This is a genomic window from Flavobacterium aestivum, assembly GCF_026870175.2.
In the GTDB taxonomy this organism is placed as follows: domain Bacteria; phylum Bacteroidota; class Bacteroidia; order Flavobacteriales; family Flavobacteriaceae; genus Flavobacterium; species Flavobacterium aestivum.
On the sequence record NZ_CP113977.2, the window covers coordinates 861,642 to 879,596 of the forward strand.

Annotated in this window: 18 protein-coding genes; 5 read left to right on the top strand and 13 right to left on the bottom strand. The window is 33.1% G+C overall.

Annotated elements, in window-relative coordinates; translation table 11 throughout:
- Nucleotides 1–97 precede the first annotated feature (97 nt).
- The 3 genes from OZP08_RS03740 (at nucleotide 98) to hflX (ending at nucleotide 3,763) form a co-directional block, all read left to right on the top strand.
- Entirely contained in the window at nucleotides 98–1,528 is a 1,431-nt protein-coding gene (locus tag OZP08_RS03740; protein ID WP_268848411.1) for a murein hydrolase activator EnvC family protein, read from the top strand.
- A 76-nt stretch (nucleotides 1,529–1,604) separates the two neighbouring features.
- Nucleotides 1,605–2,366 (top strand): Bax inhibitor-1/YccA family protein, encoded by a 762-nt coding sequence (locus OZP08_RS03745; protein WP_281323027.1) that lies wholly within the window; start codon nucleotides 1,605–1,607, stop codon nucleotides 2,364–2,366.
- Nucleotides 2,367–2,530: 164 nt separating this feature from the next.
- Nucleotides 2,531–3,763 (top strand): GTPase HflX, encoded by a 1,233-nt coding sequence (gene hflX / locus OZP08_RS03750; protein WP_281323028.1) that lies wholly within the window; start codon nucleotides 2,531–2,533, stop codon nucleotides 3,761–3,763.
- 67 nt (nucleotides 3,764–3,830) lie between these two features.
- Here hflX and OZP08_RS03755 read toward each other — a convergent pair whose 3' ends face one another.
- The 5 genes from OZP08_RS03755 to OZP08_RS03775 all read right to left on the bottom strand — a co-directional run bounded on the left by OZP08_RS03755 (nucleotide 3,831) and on the right by OZP08_RS03775 (nucleotide 6,955).
- Nucleotides 3,831–4,340, bottom strand: coding sequence for a DUF2480 family protein (locus tag OZP08_RS03755; RefSeq protein ID WP_268848412.1), 510 nt, complete (start codon nucleotides 4,338–4,340; stop codon nucleotides 3,831–3,833).
- Between the two features lie 82 nt (nucleotides 4,341–4,422).
- A complete protein-coding gene (locus OZP08_RS03760; protein WP_281323029.1) occupies nucleotides 4,423–4,746 on the bottom strand; it encodes an SUF system Fe-S cluster assembly protein in 324 nt (107 codons plus the stop codon).
- Between the two features lie 125 nt (nucleotides 4,747–4,871).
- A complete protein-coding gene (locus OZP08_RS03765) occupies nucleotides 4,872–5,294 on the bottom strand; it encodes a SufE family protein (protein ID WP_268848413.1) in 423 nt (140 codons plus the stop codon).
- Nucleotides 5,291–5,722: a hypothetical protein gene (locus OZP08_RS03770; RefSeq protein ID WP_281323030.1), complete on the bottom strand. Its 432-nt coding sequence runs from the start codon at nucleotides 5,720–5,722 to the stop codon at nucleotides 5,291–5,293. The genes OZP08_RS03765 and OZP08_RS03770 overlap by 4 nt, the downstream gene beginning before the upstream one ends.
- 18 nt (nucleotides 5,723–5,740) lie before the next feature.
- Nucleotides 5,741–6,955 (bottom strand): aminotransferase class V-fold PLP-dependent enzyme, encoded by a 1,215-nt coding sequence (locus tag OZP08_RS03775; RefSeq protein ID WP_281323031.1) that lies wholly within the window; start codon nucleotides 6,953–6,955, stop codon nucleotides 5,741–5,743.
- Between the two features lie 182 nt (nucleotides 6,956–7,137).
- Here OZP08_RS03775 and OZP08_RS03780 point away from each other — a divergent pair, with 182 nt between their 5' ends.
- Nucleotides 7,138–8,478: a serine hydrolase domain-containing protein gene (locus tag OZP08_RS03780; RefSeq protein WP_281323032.1), complete on the top strand. Its 1,341-nt coding sequence runs from the start codon at nucleotides 7,138–7,140 to the stop codon at nucleotides 8,476–8,478.
- Between the two features lie 55 nt (nucleotides 8,479–8,533).
- Here OZP08_RS03780 and sufD read toward each other — a convergent pair whose 3' ends face one another.
- The 6 genes from sufD to OZP08_RS03810 all read right to left on the bottom strand — a co-directional run bounded on the left by sufD (nucleotide 8,534) and on the right by OZP08_RS03810 (nucleotide 13,454).
- Entirely contained in the window at nucleotides 8,534–9,850 is a 1,317-nt protein-coding gene (gene sufD, locus OZP08_RS03785; protein ID WP_281323033.1) for a Fe-S cluster assembly protein SufD, read from the bottom strand.
- A gap of 129 nt (nucleotides 9,851–9,979) precedes the next feature.
- Nucleotides 9,980–10,348, bottom strand: a complete 369-nt coding sequence (locus OZP08_RS03790) for a four helix bundle protein (protein WP_268848415.1) — start codon at nucleotides 10,346–10,348, stop codon at nucleotides 9,980–9,982.
- Nucleotides 10,349–10,398: 50 nt separating this feature from the next.
- The gene (sufC, locus tag OZP08_RS03795) at nucleotides 10,399–11,145 is read right to left on the bottom strand and encodes a Fe-S cluster assembly ATPase SufC (protein WP_281323034.1); all 747 of its coding nucleotides are present in this window, start codon (nucleotides 11,143–11,145) and stop codon (nucleotides 10,399–10,401) included.
- 49 nt (nucleotides 11,146–11,194) lie between these two features.
- A complete protein-coding gene (locus OZP08_RS03800) occupies nucleotides 11,195–11,542 on the bottom strand; it encodes a four helix bundle protein (RefSeq protein ID WP_268848416.1) in 348 nt (115 codons plus the stop codon).
- A 31-nt stretch (nucleotides 11,543–11,573) separates the two neighbouring features.
- Complete coding sequence (sufB, locus tag OZP08_RS03805; protein WP_268848417.1) at nucleotides 11,574–13,022, bottom strand: Fe-S cluster assembly protein SufB; 1,449 nt, start codon at nucleotides 13,020–13,022, stop codon at nucleotides 11,574–11,576.
- Nucleotides 13,023–13,124: 102 nt separating this feature from the next.
- Nucleotides 13,125–13,454, bottom strand: coding sequence for a HesB/IscA family protein (locus tag OZP08_RS03810; protein ID WP_268848418.1), 330 nt, complete (start codon nucleotides 13,452–13,454; stop codon nucleotides 13,125–13,127).
- A 265-nt stretch (nucleotides 13,455–13,719) separates the two neighbouring features.
- On the opposite strand from OZP08_RS03810, the gene OZP08_RS03815 reads away from it, so the two are divergent.
- A complete protein-coding gene (locus OZP08_RS03815; RefSeq protein ID WP_281323035.1) occupies nucleotides 13,720–14,577 on the top strand; it encodes an MBL fold metallo-hydrolase in 858 nt (285 codons plus the stop codon).
- A gap of 70 nt (nucleotides 14,578–14,647) precedes the next feature.
- Here OZP08_RS03815 and OZP08_RS03820 read toward each other — a convergent pair whose 3' ends face one another.
- Together OZP08_RS03820 and OZP08_RS03825 are read right to left on the bottom strand one after the other, a co-directional pair.
- The gene (locus tag OZP08_RS03820) at nucleotides 14,648–15,955 is read right to left on the bottom strand and encodes an NCS2 family permease (RefSeq protein ID WP_281323036.1); all 1,308 of its coding nucleotides are present in this window, start codon (nucleotides 15,953–15,955) and stop codon (nucleotides 14,648–14,650) included.
- Between the two features lie 130 nt (nucleotides 15,956–16,085).
- On the bottom strand, nucleotides 16,086–17,789 hold the full coding sequence (locus OZP08_RS03825) for a T9SS type A sorting domain-containing protein (RefSeq protein WP_281323037.1): 1,704 nt from the start codon (nucleotides 17,787–17,789) through the stop codon (nucleotides 16,086–16,088).
- Nucleotides 17,790–17,955 lie beyond the last annotated feature (166 nt).

A 17,955-nucleotide genomic window follows, 5' to 3' on the forward strand; every position in this document is an offset into this window, starting at 1 on the left:
TTATTCAGGAGATACAGCACTATCTTATTTTCATAAATAAAATAGTGCTGTTTTTCTTAAACTATCATTCATTAAATTTGTACCATATATTTTTAAGATGTCAAAATTTTTTATAAGCCTTATTTTTCTAGTTGTAACTCCAGTTCTTTGGAGCCAAGAATCGCAACAAGCAAAATTAGAAGCGCAAAAAGCCAAGATCCAAAAAGAAATTCGGGAAAACGAAACCAAATTGCAAACGGTTAAGAAGCAGGAAAAAACAGCTAATAAAGCAGTTGATTTGCAAAACAATAAAATCAAGCTAAAGGAAGAATTAATTTCAACTACCGAAAAGCAAACAAAACTTTTGGGAAGTTCTATTGCAGTAAATCAAACTCATATTGGCAAGTTAGAAAATGAACTTAAATTACTGAAAGAGGATTATGCTAAGATGATTGTTAAGTCATACAAAAGTCGCTCAGAAGAAAGCCGAGCTATGTTTTTATTATCTTCAGAAAGTTTTCTGCAAGCTTATAAAAGAGCTCAGTATATGAAACAATATACGAATTACAGAAAAATACAAGGGCAAGAGATACAATCTAAAACCAATGTGCTTTATACATTTAATGCTAAATTAGATCTTCAAAAAAGCACAAAAGAAAAGCTTATTACCGAAAATGAGAAAGAGCGTTTATCTTTAGAAAAAGAAAAAGAAGAACAATTAAAATTGGTAGAATCGTTAAAGAAAGACAAAAATAAGATTATCGCTGATATCAAGAAAAAGCAAAAAGAGTCTAAAACGATTGATAAAAAGATAGATAAATTAATTAGAGAAGCCATAGCCGAAGCCAATAGAAAAGCGGCTATAGAAAAAGCAGCCAAAGAAAAAGCCAAAGCAGATGCCATAGCTAAAGCCAAAGCAATTGAAAGAGCTAAAGCGATCGAAAAGAAGGCAGCGATCGAAAAAGCAAATGCTATTGCAGCAGCCAAAGCAAAAGCGAATGCAAAACCAATTCCAAAACCAATTCCGGTTCCTAAAGAGGTTGAAAAAGCTATCGCTAAGGAAGAACCAACCAAAGCTCCTGTAGTAGCAGTTTCTACTACTAAAGTAGATTTGACACCTTACGGAAAAGTGGATTCAGACAATTTTAAATCCAATAGAGGAAAATTACCTTGGCCAGTAGATAAAGGATATATTTCGCTCGGGTACGGAGATCAAGCACATCCGGTATATAAGACATTGGTAATACACAATAGCGGACTTGAATTTGCAACGGATTCTGGAGCCAATGCCAGAGCAGTTTTTGCGGGAGTGGTATCTAGTGTTATTATTATTTCACCAGTAAATAAATTGGTAATGTTACAGCATGGAGACTTTTTTACCATATATCAAAATCTGAGTTCAGTGAGTGTAAGCAAAGGAGATAAAGTAAGTATAAAACAAAGTTTGGGGAAAATAAAAACCAATGGCGATGGAAAAACAATATTAAAATTTGCGATTACCCAGAACACTACTTATACCAATCCTAGAACTTGGCTAGCGGGAAAATAGAAGAAAAAAATTAATAAAATTTAAACATTCTTCTAAAAAATAAAAATTACATTTGATAAAATTAAAATCTGAAAATATGAATTCGAATAACCCTTTTTTAAATAACAAAACATTTTCAAACGCAGTTTCCAGAAAAGATGAAGTGCATCAAGCAACGATTATTGATGATAATCAGGATATGACTTTAGCAGGAACAATCAACAGAAGTTTAATTCTTTTTTTATTGCTTACTGCATCTGCAACTGTTATTTGGTGGGCCACTTTTAATGGAATAAATCCAATAGTTCCTGCATTTGGAGGTGCTATTGTGGGACTAATTTTAGTAGTAATAGCAGCTTTCAAACCACAATATTCTCCGTATTTGGCCCCAGGATATGCACTTTTTGAAGGTCTGTTCATAGGTGGAGTATCAGCTATTTTTGAAGTTCAGTACCCAGGAATTGTAACACAAGCAGTTGGTGCTACTTTTGTCACTTTTGCAGTTTGTTTAGGGTTGTATAAATATAAAATAGTAAAAGTAACGGAGCAATTCAAATCTGTAGTTGTGGCAGCTACTCTTGCCATTGCTACTTATTATATAATCTCTTGGTTGTTTTCTATGTTTACAAGTTTTACTCCGGTACATTATGGAAATTCTATGATGAGTATAGGTATTAGTGCATTTGTAATTGTAATTGCAGCTTTAAACTTGTTCTTGGATTTTGACAGAATAGAAAAAGGAGTAGAACAAAGAATGCCAAAGTTCATGGAATGGTATGGTGCAATGGGATTAATGATTACACTAGTATGGTTGTATATTGAATTCTTAAGATTGCTTTCTAAACTATCAAAAAAATAAGATTTAAAAACTCTATTATAAAAAATACCCTTCTTTTCAGAAGGGTATTTTTTTTGAATCAAAAATGATAAAATAAAATGCTTACTTCCTGATTAGTTATTTTATAATGGGATAAAAAGGATTGTAGCTATCAAATCATTAAATTTGCATTCTTATTTAAAGACATGTTAGAAAAAGAAACAATAAATTTCGAAAAAACGGCTATTGTAGGTATTGTTACCCAAAACCAAAGTGAAGAGAAACTTAATGAATATCTTGACGAATTAGAGTTTTTAACTTTTACCGCAGGAGGTGAAGTAGTTAAACGATTTTCACAAAAGATGGAACGTCCCAATCCTAAAACTTTTGTAGGAACTGGAAAGTTAGATGAAATTTGTCTTTTTGTAAAAGAGAATGATATATCAACATTGATATTCGATGATGAATTATCACCCTCTCAGCAAAAGAATATTTCTAAAATAATTGATTGTAAAATACTAGATAGAACCAATCTTATACTCGATATTTTTGCCCAAAGAGCCGAAACCTCTTATGCAAGAACCCAAGTAGAATTGGCACAATGCCAATATTTATTACCAAGACTTTCTGGAATGTGGACACACTTAGAACGTCAAAAAGGGGGTATCGGGATGCGTGGACCTGGAGAAACAGAGATAGAAACCGATAGACGTATCGTGCGTGATCGTATATCGTTATTGAAAGAGAAGATTAAAGTCATCGATAAGCAAATGGGGGTACAGCGTAGCAATCGTGGTGCTATGGTACGTGTTGCTTTGGTGGGTTATACCAATGTTGGTAAATCGACTTTGATGAATGCAGTTGGTAAAAGTGACGTATTTGTAGAAAATAAACTTTTTGCAACATTAGACACAACAGTTAGAAAAGTAGTCATTAAGAACTTACCTTTTTTGTTATCGGATACAGTAGGGTTTATTAGGAAGCTGCCTACACAATTGGTAGACTCGTTCAAGAGTACATTGGATGAAGTTCGTGAAGCCGATTTGTTGTTGCATGTTGTTGATATTTCGCACCCTGAATTTGAAGATCATATTGAATCAGTAAACCAAACGTTGTTGGATATTAAGGCTAACGATAAACCTGTGATAATGGTTTTTAATAAAATTGATGCCTACAAACATTTGACTATTGATGAGGATGATTTAATGACTGAAAAAACACCAAGACATTTCACATTAGAGGAATGGAAACAAACTTGGATGCATCGTTTAGGCGAAAGAAAAGCTTTGTTTATATCAGCTAGAGAAAAAGAAAATTTTGAAGATTTTAGAGAATGTGTTTACGAAGCCGTTCGACAAATACACATTACCCGTTTTCCTTACAATAATTTTTTATATCCGGATTATAAAGATGCCGAGGAAAAAGAGGAGAATGAATAAAAAGAAAAAGACCTTTTAGTAATTGCTAAAAGGTCTTTTTCTTTATGTTATTCCCAAAAAAATAATCTTATTTTTTTGCCGATTTGTATAGAGGAACGGCTGAACAAGCTTCTCCATACATGATACTTTTGGCATAAGGTTGCAGGTATTGTGCAGCCAAAACATAGGCTCGCATAGGAACAGGTTTTCTGGAACAACCTTTTATAATAACAGGCTTGTCTTGATAAATACTATAATCAATTTTAGGAAGTAATTCATCATATAAAGCCGAATCTAAATCTTCTAAAGAGCCGTTTACAATTTTCTTGGCATAGGGTGCCAAATGCATGGTAACCAAAATAATGGCCCATTTAGGTATAATGGCATCGGTCCCACATGAAACAGTAACGTATTTGTCTTGGTATTGTGACCAATCCTGATTGTTGAGCTGTTCCCTAAAGTCTTTTTCTTTTAACAAAAAACCATCGAAAAGCCATTGTGAAATATCTATTTGCGCACGCCCTCCAACTGGATAATAGTCTTCAAGATCGAAAACTTCCAGAACACTATTCGCTACTTTATTGATTATTTCTTCCATTAATTAAGTCTTAAAGTCTTAAAGTCTTAAAGACGAAAGGTTACATACTTTATGACTTTCGGCTTTATGACTTTGTGACTTATTACAGCATTCCCAATTCTAATTTTGCCTCTTCACTCATTAAATCTTTGCTCCATGGTGGGTCAAAAGTAATTTCTACTTCGGCATCTTTTACATTCTGAATTGATTTTACTTTTTCTTCTACTTCTCTTGGCAAACTTTCTGCTACCGGACAGTTTGGAGAAGTAAGGGTCATCAATATTTTTACTTCATAATCAGTATTAACCATTACGTCATAGATTAATCCCAATTCGTAAATGTCTACTGGAATCTCCGGATCGTAAATGGTTTTTAATTTTTTTACAATAGATTCTCCTAATTCTGCTGTGTTTATTTCTTGTTCCATTTTTGTATTTGTTTTCACCTTTGAGGCGATATTTTAAAAGCAAGGTTTTTTATTTTACCATTAAGATATTAAGTTCATAAAGATGCAAACTTAATTTCCTTAATATCTTAATGGTTTAAAATTTTTTATTTGTTCTTAGCATCAAATGCCAAAGCGTACATTTTAATATTTTTTATCATCGATACCAAACCATTGGCTCTTGTTGGCGAAAGATGTTCTTTTAGACCTATTTCATCAATAAAATCCGTATCTGCATTTAATATATCAATTGCTTTTTGGTTAGAAAATGCACGAATTAAGATAGCGATTATACCTTTAGTTAAAATAGCGTCACTATCAGCAGTAAAAACTATCGCATCACCATTTTGTTCTCCTTGTAACCACACTTTAGATTGACATCCTTTAATCAGATTGTTGTCAGTTTTGAACTCTTCTTTAATTAAAGGAAGATTTTTGCCTAATTCGATGATGTATTCATACCGTTGGATCCAGTCGTCAAACATAGAGAATTCATCTATGATTTCGTCTTGTATTTCTTTTATTGTCATTCTGTTTTATTTGAAAAGGATAGTAGTGTATTTACTAAATTTTTTATTTTCTCGGGAGGAAATCCATTATCGAAAGTTTGACTTTCATAGGTTTTACCCTTATATGTTATTATTAAATTAGCCATCGCAGCTCCATCGTGGAAACGTTTTTGAGTAGGTGCTTTCAAACTCGGAATCTCCTCCAAATTTACTTTTTGAAATTCACGTACTAAAGTATTCCATTGAGCATCTGTAAGCGAATTTGAAACAGGTTTTCCATCTCTTGTTTTCGTAACGGATACTGTTTTATTTTCGACAACAGTGTTATTATATAATCCTCTTGAATTAGCAGTATACTCAATTTTAGCAGTACTCAAATCCAAATTATTTTGACTTTGACAGTTTTTACCAAGTAATAGGGTTAAAAACAAAAGGGATATAATTTTCATACTATTTTGGGTTTTGTTTTATAATAACATCATTTGTGCTTTTTTTACAGCATCAACCATTAGATCAATTTCCTCTTTGGTATTATAAAATGAGAAGGATGCTCTTATTGTTCCCGGAATGCCAAAGAAATTCATAATCGGTTGTGCACAATGATGTCCCGTTCTTACTGCGATTCCTAATTTATCTATGATGGTTCCAATGTCATATGGATGAATACCATCAATATTAAAAGAGATTACCGAAGTTTTTTCTTCCGAGGTACCAAAAATTCGCAAACCGTCAATTTCTAATAATCGCTTTGTTGCGTGGTGTAATAATTCTAATTCTTGTTTCTGAATATTTTCAAAACCAACTTCATTCATATAATCAATAGCAATTCCCAAAACTATTCCACCAGCAATATTAGGTGTTCCTGCTTCAAATTTATGAGGCAACTCGGCATAAGTGGTTTTCTCGAAAGTCACTTCTTTGATCATTTCACCACCACCCTGATAGGGTGGGAATTTATTCAACCAAGCTTCTTTTCCGTATAAAATACCAGTTCCAGTCGGACCACACATTTTATGTCCGGAAAAAACATAGAAATCACAATCTAAAGCTTGAACATCTGGTTTTAAATGCGGTACTGCTTGTGCACCATCAATCAAAATGGCAGCTCCAACTTCGTGCGCTTTGTCAATCATATACTTGATAGGATTGATAGTTCCCAGTGCATTCGAAATATGGTTTACAGTTACAATCTTGGTTTTTGACGAAAGTAACTTATCGTATTCGCTCATTATCAGTTCCCCCTTTTCATTCATTGGGATGACTTTGAGTGTAGCTCCTGTTTTTTCGCAAAGCATTTGCCAAGGTACAATGTTACTGTGGTGTTCTAAGGCGGAAACCAGAACTTCATCGCCCGGTTTTAGAATAGAAGCAAATCCATTGGCTACAAGATTAATACCAAAAGTGGTTCCCGAAGTAAAAAGCACTTCGTGAGGGAATTTGGCATTAATATGGTTTTGCACTTTTGCACGAGAAACTTCATAGGCATCTGTTGCCAATTGGCTCAATGTATGAACTCCTCTATGAATATTGGCATTTATTTCTTGATAATACTTTTCAATTGCATCAATAACCACTTGCGGTTTTTGTGAAGTGGCTCCGTTATCGAAATATACTAAAGGCTTCCCGTTTACCTTTTGTGAAAGAATGGGAAAGTCGGTTCTTATTTTTTGAATATCTAACATTGCTTTATTTAGAATTTTTCTAAATACAAAAGTAATACAATTGATTTAGTTTTCTAAGAAACAATAGTTAATAATTGTAAAAATAGTAGGAAAGTGAATAATAGTTGCATTGAAAAAAATGAAATTGAATTGTTTGGAGTTAGTACTCTTTTTTTTACTAAATTGGTGTAATTGTTTTTATTATGAAAAAATATTTTAAAATAACCATTTTTCCTTTATTCCTGTTTGTGGGATATTTTGGTTTTACCAGTTATCCAAAGCTGGAATTGATATCTGGATTTTCGGCCAAAAGTGTTGCTTCAGGACATTTTATCGCTAATCGGTCGCAGGAGATTATCGAAAAAAATGATAATAATTTTGATGTGATAGGTTGGGCTACCAATGAAATTAATGAATCCGAAAAATTTGCAACTGCTACAGTTTTTGGTTTAAAAAAACGAAAAGCAATTTATAGAACCGGCTTGGGAGCAACATTAATCGATGATAATTTTGATATTACAAAGCCGTATGAAATTCCTAAAAGAATAAAATCAAATAAAAAACTTCCTTTTCCTTATGGAGATGCAGAATCTAAAGACACGGTTTTTGGTAACGTAGATTATGCTAAGTTGAATAGCGCTGTCGCTAATGCGTTTGATGCCAAAGGATATAATGATAAAAAAACCCGCTCTGTTTTAGTTATTTATAAAGATAAAATCATAGCTGAAAAATATGCGGATGGTTTTACGAAAAATAGTATTCTTCTGGGCTGGTCTATGACCAAGAGTGTTACTGGGACACTTTTTGGAATACTTCAAAAACAAGGTCGATTTAACATTTATAGACCAGCACCGATTGCCGAATGGGAAAATGACAATCGAAAAAATATTACGACTAATGATTTGCTCCATATGAATTCGGGATTAGAATGGGATGAGTATTATGACAGAATCTGTGATGCGACAAAAATGCTTTTCCAGACCGAAGATATGACTCGGTCACAATTAATAAAACCAGCGATTTTCAAACCCAATACACATTGGAATTATTCTTCAGGAACGACCAATTTACTGTCAGGAATTTTGAGAAAACAATTCAAAACTCATCAAGAATATTTGGATTTTTGGTATTCAGCATTGATTGATAAAATAGGAATGCATTCCATGTTTATAGAAACCGATATGGCTGGTAATTATGTAGGATCTTCCTATGCTTGGGCAACGACAAGAGATTGGTCAAAGTTAGGTTTACTGTATTTACACAAAGGGAATTGGAATGGAAAACAATTATTTGATCCTAGTTGGGCAAAATATGTTTCAACACCTACAAATACTTCTCACGGAAGATATGGAGCACAATTTTGGCTCAATACTAGTGGGCATTTCCCTGATGCTCCCAGAGATTTGTATTATTGCAGCGGTTTTCAAGGGCAAATAGTAGCCATCATTCCATCTATGGATTTGGTGATTGTGAGGATGGGTTTGACAGAAGAATTCGATTTCAATGAATTGTTGAGTGAAATTGTGGGGAGTGTGAAGAAATAAAAAACCCGAGAGATTTTTAAAATCAGTCGGGTTTAAAAATAAAATTATATTTCTATTACAAATCAAATCCAATTTTAACGCCCAGTTTAGTAGCGATGATTTTGGTGATTCTTTGTTTTAATTCTGGTATTTTGATGTTTTCGATAACGGCATTCGAGAAAGCGTACATCAATAATGCTTTGGCTTCTTTTTTAGGAATTCCACGTTGTTGCATGTAGAACATGGCCGTTTCGTCCAATTGACCAACAGTACAACCGTGTGAACATTTTACGTCATCAGCAAAGATTTCCAATTGTGGTTTGGCATTAATAGTTGCTTTGTCACTCAAAACAATGTTGTTGCTTTTTTGGAACGCATTGGTTTTTTGAGCTTCTCTCTCTACATATACTTTTCCATTGAAAACTCCTGTGGAGCGGTCGTTGAAAATTCCTTTGTAATCCTGAAAACTTTCACAGTTTGGTGCAGCGTGGTTTACCAATGTATAATGGTCAACGTGTTGGCTTTCGCCAATAATCGTGATTCCGTTTAATGTGCTAGTCAATCTTTCTCCAAAGTGGTAGAAATTCAAATTGTTTCTAGTTAAGTTTCCTCCAAAAGAGAAAGTGTGAACAGAAACATGACTTTCCTGTTTTTGGGAAACGTAAGTATTGTCAATTAAATTGGCCTCCAGATTATCATTTTGAATTTTATAATAATCTACAATTGCTCTTTTTTGAGCAAAAATCTCAGTAACCGAATTGGTTAAAACGGGATTTTCGTTCAAACTTTGATGACGTTCTATAATTTGTACATGTGAGTTTTCACCAACAATAACCAAGTTTCTTGGTTGAACCAAAAGTGCTGTTTCGCTTCCTGTAGAGAAATACATGATTTCGATAGGTTTGTCGGCAACTTTACTTTTAGGTATGTTGATGTAAGCTCCTTCATTAGCAAAAGCCGTATTCAAGGAAGTCAAACTTTCATCTTTACTAGCAATCTGATTGAAGTAAGTGTCCACAATCATTTTGTATTTTGGTTTGTTAAGTGCCGATGACATTAAACAAACATCTATACCATCATGAGTAGTTGAAGATAAATGCGAACTAAAAACACCGTCTACAAAAACTACTTTGTAGGTATCTATTTCGTGTAAAAAGTATTTTTTTACATCGTTATAATGGATGGCATTTTCTGTTTTTGGAAAAACGCTAAAGTCATTTTTTAAGATAGCGTTTAGCGAAGTGTATTTCCAACTTTCTTCTTTTTTGGTTGGGAATCCTTTATTTTCGAAGTTTTTTATGGCTGCAGTACGCACATTGTGAAGTTCGGAATGAACATCTATACGTTCTTCAAAAGCCATAAAAGACGATAGTAATTTTTCTTTTAATTCCATTTTTTATTTAGGTCTTAAAGTCGAAAGTCAAAAGTCGAAAGACCTAAGATTGTCAACTATTCTTTTGTTTATAAGTCCTAAAAGTTAAAAGTTTTGAAGTCAAAGCAAATTGCTTTAAGATATTAGACTTTATAACTTTGGACTCAGATATTTTATAAAACCACTTAACAACTTTGATATTTCTGTTACTGATTCTTTTAGTTTTTCAAATTCTTCTTTTGTAATATATTCTAAATCAAACGCCAAATACAATTGAGAACGAACTTCACCAGCGGAAGCTTTTGCAACATATAAAAAATAGATAAACTCTTTATCTGTATTTCTTTCAAAACCTTCTGCAATATTAGAAGTTATTGAAATAGATGCTCGTCTTATTTGTCTTGCGAAATCAAAGTCTTTTTTAAAATTTGTATTTTCAGTAATTAGATAAATCCTTTTGTTGAAAACCCTTGCTTTTTGCCAAGAATTAATTTCTTCGAAAGAATTAAATTTACCCATCTACTATTTTTTGACTTTATGACTTTTGGCTTTACAACTTTAGACTGAACTTAATTATCTCCTTTTATCCAGTCGTATCCTTTTTCTTCTAGTTCGTGAGCTAATTCTGCACCGCCTGATTTTACAATTTTTCCGTTATGAAGAACGTGAACAAAATCCGGAACGATATAATCCAATAATCTTTGGTAGTGCGTAATTACAATTACAGCATTTTTATCGCTTTTCAATTTATTTACACCATTGGCTACAATTCGTAAAGCATCGATGTCAAGACCAGAATCGGTTTCGTCAAGGATGGCTAGTTTTGGATCGAGCATAGCCATTTGAAAAATTTCGTTTCTTTTTTTCTCACCACCAGAGAAACCTTCATTAAGAGAACGAGAAAGGAACTTTCTGTCTATTTCTAATAATTCTGATTTTTCACGAATTACTTTTAGCATTTCGTTGGCAGGCATTTCTTCTTGACCGTTTGCTTTGCGTGTTTCGTTGATAGCTGTTCTCATGAAGTTGGTTACCGAAACTCCAGGAATTTCTACAGGATATTGGAACGAAAGGAAAACACCTTTGTGTGCTCTTTCTTCTGGAGCAAGATCAGCAAGATCTTCACCGTCCAAAAAGATTTCTCCATCGGTTACTTCGTAATTTTCGTTTCCGGCAATAATAGCCGAAAGTGTACTTTTTCCGGCACCGTTTGGTCCCATTATAGCATGAACTTCTCCTGCATTTACTTCAAGGTTTATTCCTTTTAATATTTCTTTGTCTCCTATTGAGGCGTGTAAATTTTTTATTGATAACATAATTAATTTGGAAATTAGTTAATTTGGAAATTTGAAAATTCCAACAGTACTATTTTTGTTTTGATGTAATTATTATTTTATTGACTATTCTTGAAATATTTGTTAATTGATCAATTAGAGTATCTACGTTAGGATAATTATCTGAAAATTTACATAATTCTAACCAATAGAAAGACTCTTCTATTTCTTTTGCAGAAATTTTAAATTTATGAATAAAATCGGCTTTACTTTCTGCATTTTGAGCTTCTCTTATATTTGCACCAACTGAAGTTCCGCATTTTAATAATTGATTTGCAATTACAAACTTTTTATTCTCCTGTAAACTCTCACAATATTTTATAATTTCAAGAGCAAACTTAAAAGTCAACGTTACAATTACATTTTCTTTATTTTCCATTTACAAATTTTCAAATTGGCACATTTTCAAATTATCCTACAGAGCCTTCTAATGAAATTTCTAACAATTTTTGTGCTTCTACGGCAAATTCCATTGGTAATTTGTTCAACACGTCTTTGCTGAAACCATTTACGATAAGTGCAATCGCTTTTTCAGTCGGGATTCCACGTTGGTTACAATAGAAAACTTGATCTTCACCAATTTTGCTGGTTGTAGCTTCATGTTCTACTTTGGCAGTTGGATTTTTGCTTTCGATATAAGGGAAAGTATGTGCTCCACAATGATTTCCCATTAACAATGAATCACATTGTGAAAAGTTTCTGGCGTTTTCTGCTCTAGCTCCAATTTGAACCAAACCTCTATAACTGTTTTGTGATTTTCCTGCAGAAATTCCTTTAGAAATAATGGTCGATTTGGTGTTTTTACCTAAATGAATCATTTTGGTTCCAGTATCGGCTTGTTGGAAATTATTGGTAACGGCAATAGAATAAAATTCTCCTATTGAGTTGTCTCCTTTTAAAATAACTGAAGGATATTTCCAAGTTATTGCAGATCCTGTTTCTACTTGTGTCCAAGAGATTTTCGCATTTTTTTCGCAGAACCCTCTTTTGGTCACAAAATTGAAAACTCCACCTTTACCTTCTTTGTTTCCAGGATACCAGTTTTGAACAGTAGAATATTTAATTTCGGCATCGTCTAAAGCAATCAATTCTACTACAGCGGCATGCAATTGATTTTCATCACGAGTTGGAGCTGTACATCCTTCTAAGTAAGAAACATAACTGCCTTCGTCAGCAATTAACAATGTTCTTTCGAATTGTCCGGTTCCAGCTTGATTGATCCTAAAATAGGTTGAAAGTTCCATTGGACAACGAACGCCTTTTGGAATATAACAGAAAGATCCGTCTGAGAAAACAGCCGAATTTAAAGCAGCATAAAAGTTGTCTTTTTGAGGAACAACTGTACCGATATATTTACGAACCAATTCTGGATGTTCTTTGATGGCTTCGGAAATACTCATAAAGATAATTCCTTTTTCAGCCAATGTCGTTTTGAATGTAGTTGCTACTGAAACTGAGTCAACTACGATATCCATAGCCACATTATTCATTCTTTTTTGTTCATCCAAAGAGATACCTAACTTTTTGTACATCTCCAAAAGTTCTGGATCTACATCGTCCAGCGTTTTGTTTGGGTCTGCTTTTTTTGGAGCAGAGTAATATGAAATGGCTTGAAAATCAGGTTTTTCATAACGAACGTTTGCCCAATTTGGCTCAATCATTTCCTCCCAAGCACGAAAGGCTTCAATGCGCCAGTCGGTCATCCATTGTGGTTCATCTTTCTTTTTAGAAATGGCACGAACAATATCTTCATTTAGACCAATAGGAAACGTCTCCGATTCTAATTCGGTATAAAATCCGTATTCGTATTCCTTAGTCTCTAATTCGATTTTTAAATCGTCTTCGGTGTATTTTGACATTTTATATATATAGTATTGAAAGATTTAAAAATTGAAGGATTTAAATATTAAAAACACTTTCGTAATCTTTAAATCTTTAAAATTTTCAATCATTTAATTATTTTAAAGAGAAAATGATTCCCCGCAACCGCAAGTTCTATTGGCATTTGGATTATTAAAAACGAAACCTTTTCCGTTTAATCCTCCAGAAAATTCCAATATCGTTCCTGCTAAATAAAGGAATGATTTTTTTTCGACAGCAATTTTTATATCGTTATCTTCGAATATTTTGTCGTCTTCGTTTTTGTTTTTGTCAAATTTCAAATCATAAGACAAACCTGAGCATCCGCCGCTTTTTACTCCTACTCTTACGTAGTCTACAGCAGCATCAAAACCATCGTCTTTCATCAAATCGATGATTTTCTTTTTGGCAGTATCAGAAACTTGTATCATTGTGTTGATGTTATTTATTTTTATATTTTGGATATAAATGGCTTAGAATGAATCTCTAAAAAGAGAACTTAATTTCGTATGATTCTCCTATATCCTATGTTTATTTCGTCTAAATTAACCGCAAAGATACTATATAAAATACTTTTTTCCATAACTGATAACATTTATATAACTAATGTCAAAATAGAAATTTGTTATATATGGTAGAATTAAGCCATCGGATTTTGCTAAATTGCAGATTCTTTTTAAACATTAATTCATACCAATGAAACTTTATCCTATAGAAACAGGTAATTTTAAGCTTGATGGCGGAGCTATGTTTGGGGTAGTACCCAAAACCATTTGGAACAAAACCAATCCGGCCGATGAAAATAATTTGATAGATATTGCAGCTCGCTGTTTGTTGATTGAAGACGGAAATCGTTTGATTTTGATTGACACCGGAATGGGAAACAAACAATCAGACAAGTTTTTCGGATATTATTCGCTTTGGGGTACACATTCTATGGACAAATCGTTGGCTCAATACGGTTTTCATCGTGATGATATTACTGATGTTTTTATGACACATTTGCATTTTGACCATTGTGGAGGAAGTGTACAATGGAATAAAGACAAAACAGGTTATGAGCCTGCTTTTAAGAATGCCAAATTCTGGAGTAATGAAAATCATTGGGAATGGGCTACAAAACCGAATGCGAGAGAAAAAGCTTCATTTTTATCAGAGAATATTTTACCAATGCAGGAAAGTGGACAGCTGCATTTTATTTCTAGACCTGATGGAGATTTTGGAATATCAAATGAGTTGGGATTTGGGGTTTTTTATGCCGATGGTCATACCGAAAAACAAATGATTCCGCAGATTCAGTACCAAGATAAAACCATTGTTTTTTGTGCCGATTTATTGCCAACTGCTGGACATCTACCGTTACCATATGTAATGGGATACGATACGAGACCTTTATTGACTTTGCCCGAGAAAGCCAAATTTCTAAACGCAGCGGCTGACCATAATTATTATTTGTTTCTGGAGCACGATGCGCACAACGAAATTATAACAGTAGAGCATACTGAGAAGGGTGTGCGATTGAAAGAACGATTTAGTTGCTCGGATATTTTCTAAAATAAGGGAAAAGCAATCCTATTTAATAAACTCCACTACATTTTCATCGATTTGAAAATTGGTGGAGTTTTTATTTCATTTGAGTAATTATAATACTCAGGATTGAAAATAAACCAATTCCCCACATCATTGGAGTTACTTCTTTGGTTCTTTTAGTAAAAAAAGCGAGAATAATATAAGAGGTAAAACCATAAGCTATCCCGTTGCTAATGCTATAAGTGAGAGGCATCATAACCATTGTCAAAAATGCAGGAACACCCATGTTTAAATCGTCAAAATTGATTTTTGATAAATGCTTGGACATATAAATTCCAACTAGGACCAGAGCCGGAGCAGTTGCATAAGCAGGAACGATTCCTATAATTGGAGAAACAAATAAAGCCAAAAAGAAAAACAGTGCTACAAATACAGAACTTAAACCGGTTTTTGCTCCATTGGCAATTCCTGTTGCAGATTCAATATACACTACAGTGTTACTTGTGCCTAAAATACCACTGCACATAGTTGCAATACCATCAGCTTCTAATACTTTTTTAAGATGAGGCATTTTACCATTTTTACCAACCAGTTTGGCTTCATATGAACAAGCGATTGCAGTTCCAATAGAATCAAATAAGCTTACAAAAAGGAAAGAAAAAATGGCCGAAGCAAAGCTTAATTTTAAGACTCCCAAAATATTTAATTGTCCAAAAATAGGAGTGATGGTTGGTGGTAAGGAGAAAATATGAGTTGGCAAATGAACATTAGGGTCAAAGCCAATTCCTAAACAAGTTCCTATTATGATTCCGATCAAAATAGCACCTTTTATTTTGTAAATTTCTAAAATTACTGTTGTAAACAAAGTGATCAAACCTATAATCAGGGCAGGAGTAAATTTTCCTAATGTGACTAAAGTATCTGGATGAGCAACAATAAGTCCTAATTGCTTAAACCCAATAAAGGCAATAAAAAAGCCAACACCACATCCCATTGCAATTTGCAAGGAGGGAGGAATGGCTTCTACAATTTTATGTCGAACACCAAAAAAAGATATAATTGTAAAAAATACCCCCGAAAGAAAAACAACTCCCAAAGCATCTTGCCAGGAAACACCTTGACCAAGAACTAAAGTAAAGGCAAACATGGCGTTTAGTCCCATTCCAGGAGCCATTGCAAAAGGGACTTTAGCCCATATCCCGACTAATAGGGTACCAAAAATAGCAGCAATACAAGTAACCGATATGAGCGCGTCTTTGGGCATACCAGTCATAGATAGTATGTTTGGGTTTACAAAAATGATGTAAGCCATAGACAAAAAAGTAACCAAACCACCTGAAGCTTCTTGCTTTATTGAAGTTTTACGTTCTTTTATTTTGAAGTAATATTGTATTTTATCCATTTGGTTTTCAATTTATTGCTACAGAAATTTACAACCATTTTTTTGAAGTAATCAAATTTACAATAAAAAACAAAACCCCTAGTTTTCAAGTGAATGAAAAGTAGGGGTTATTGATTTTGTAAATGATAAACTATTCCACTATAATTTTTTTTGCGGTATTATTTCCTTCGCTTTTTAAATAAATATAGTAAATACCTTTTGATAGTCCAGTTAAGTGTATGGTGTTGTTATTATCTCCAGAAGTAAATGAGGTTGTTTTGACTAATTTTCCTAATGCATCATAAATGGTTGCTTTCTCAAGAATAATATTATCAATGTGTAATTCTCCTTTGGCTGGATTTGGATAAATAGCAATTTTATCAAAAACAGAATCTTCAATTCCTAATTTGGAACAAGTTGACGAATAGGTTGCAGTTGCGTCTTTTTTTGCTGACCATTTGGCATTTGAATATGCCACATCATCCACCTGAATACAAGTAAGATTAGGGTTGTTCACAAAATTAGAGTACGTTAGATTTAAAATGGTATTTGCACCATTTTTTAGATTTAAGTAGGTTAACTGATTGTTTTCGCATGCTAATTCTGTGATCAATGGATTTTTAGAAATGTCAAGGCTTGTGATTTTATTGTTTAAACAATCGAATAGATCTAACTTTGGATTATTTGAGACATCAATAGATGTAAGCTCATTAAAATGGCACATAAACGATACTAACTTTGTATTCTGAGAGACATCTATATTTGTTATTTGGTTGTAATGGCAATAGAGGTCTGTTAAATTTATGTTTTTTGCAGTATTTAAGGACGTTAATTTGTTCTTCCCGCAATTTAATTTAGTTAGAGATGGATTATTCGTAATATTTAATTCAGAAAGTAAGTTTGAATTACACCATAATTCCATTAACAAATTATTTGATGAAATATCAATAGTAGTTATCTTATTTGAGCTAAAAGATAAATTTGTCAACGATGCGTTTTTAGTAACATCAAGCGAAGTTAACTGATTTGAATTGCAGTATAAACTTTCCAGACCTGGATTACTAGTGTTGATGAAATTTGTTAATTTATTTGTAGAACAATTTATATCTGTTAGTTTTTCGTTTTTAGAAAGATCTAAAGTAGTTAAATTGTTTTTTTGACAGTCTAGTGATTGCAAAGCAACAAAATCCTGAATCCCTGTTAAGTCCGCAATAGAACTAGAAAAAACATTTAATGAAGTTAGTTTATTAATGTTATTGGTTAACACTTTCCCATCAGTGGCTCCAGAATCAATTCCTAATGCAATTAATTTACTTTCAAAATTCACATCTGGGATAAGAGTATACTGCTCAGTGTAAACTTGCACATCATCGATCAAGACACTGAATGCTGCATCATCAAAAGTAAACAAGGAAATGCTAAAGTCATACGACAAGTTTTGGTCTGGTGTAAAAGTGGTTTCTTTTACAGTCCAATTGTTGTTTGTTGCAAAAGTACTGCTGGATAGTGTTGTAGCACTCCCGTTTTGGCTAATATTTAAACTTATAGGGTGATCACCGCCATAATTTGAGCCAATATACTTATATTTAAATTTTACAGTATAAGTTTTTCCAGCGATCATAGGGACTTGAGCTGTGATTTTTGGTTTAGTGGTGCTATTAGCTATAGACAACTGTGCACTTTTGCTACCTTCGGTAAAATAGGTAGTGTTTTGGGTCACATTATTCTCAATTATCCAGTTGGACAATGTTGCACTATTCGTCCAAGTTTCGAATCCGCCGTTTGGAGCTAAATTGTTTTGGGAGAATAGATTAAAAGTGCAAAATGCAAATACGATAAGTAATCTTGTTTTCATATAATTTATTGGAGGTTTTTATAAGGCGCAAGAGTACGAAAAAATATCCTGTTTTCTTACGATATTTTCTAGGAATATCCAACTGATTTTATTTTTATAACAAAAAACTTTTTTTAAAAGTGTTTTATCTTAAAATACCGTTAACTATTGCGTAATATCTAATTTA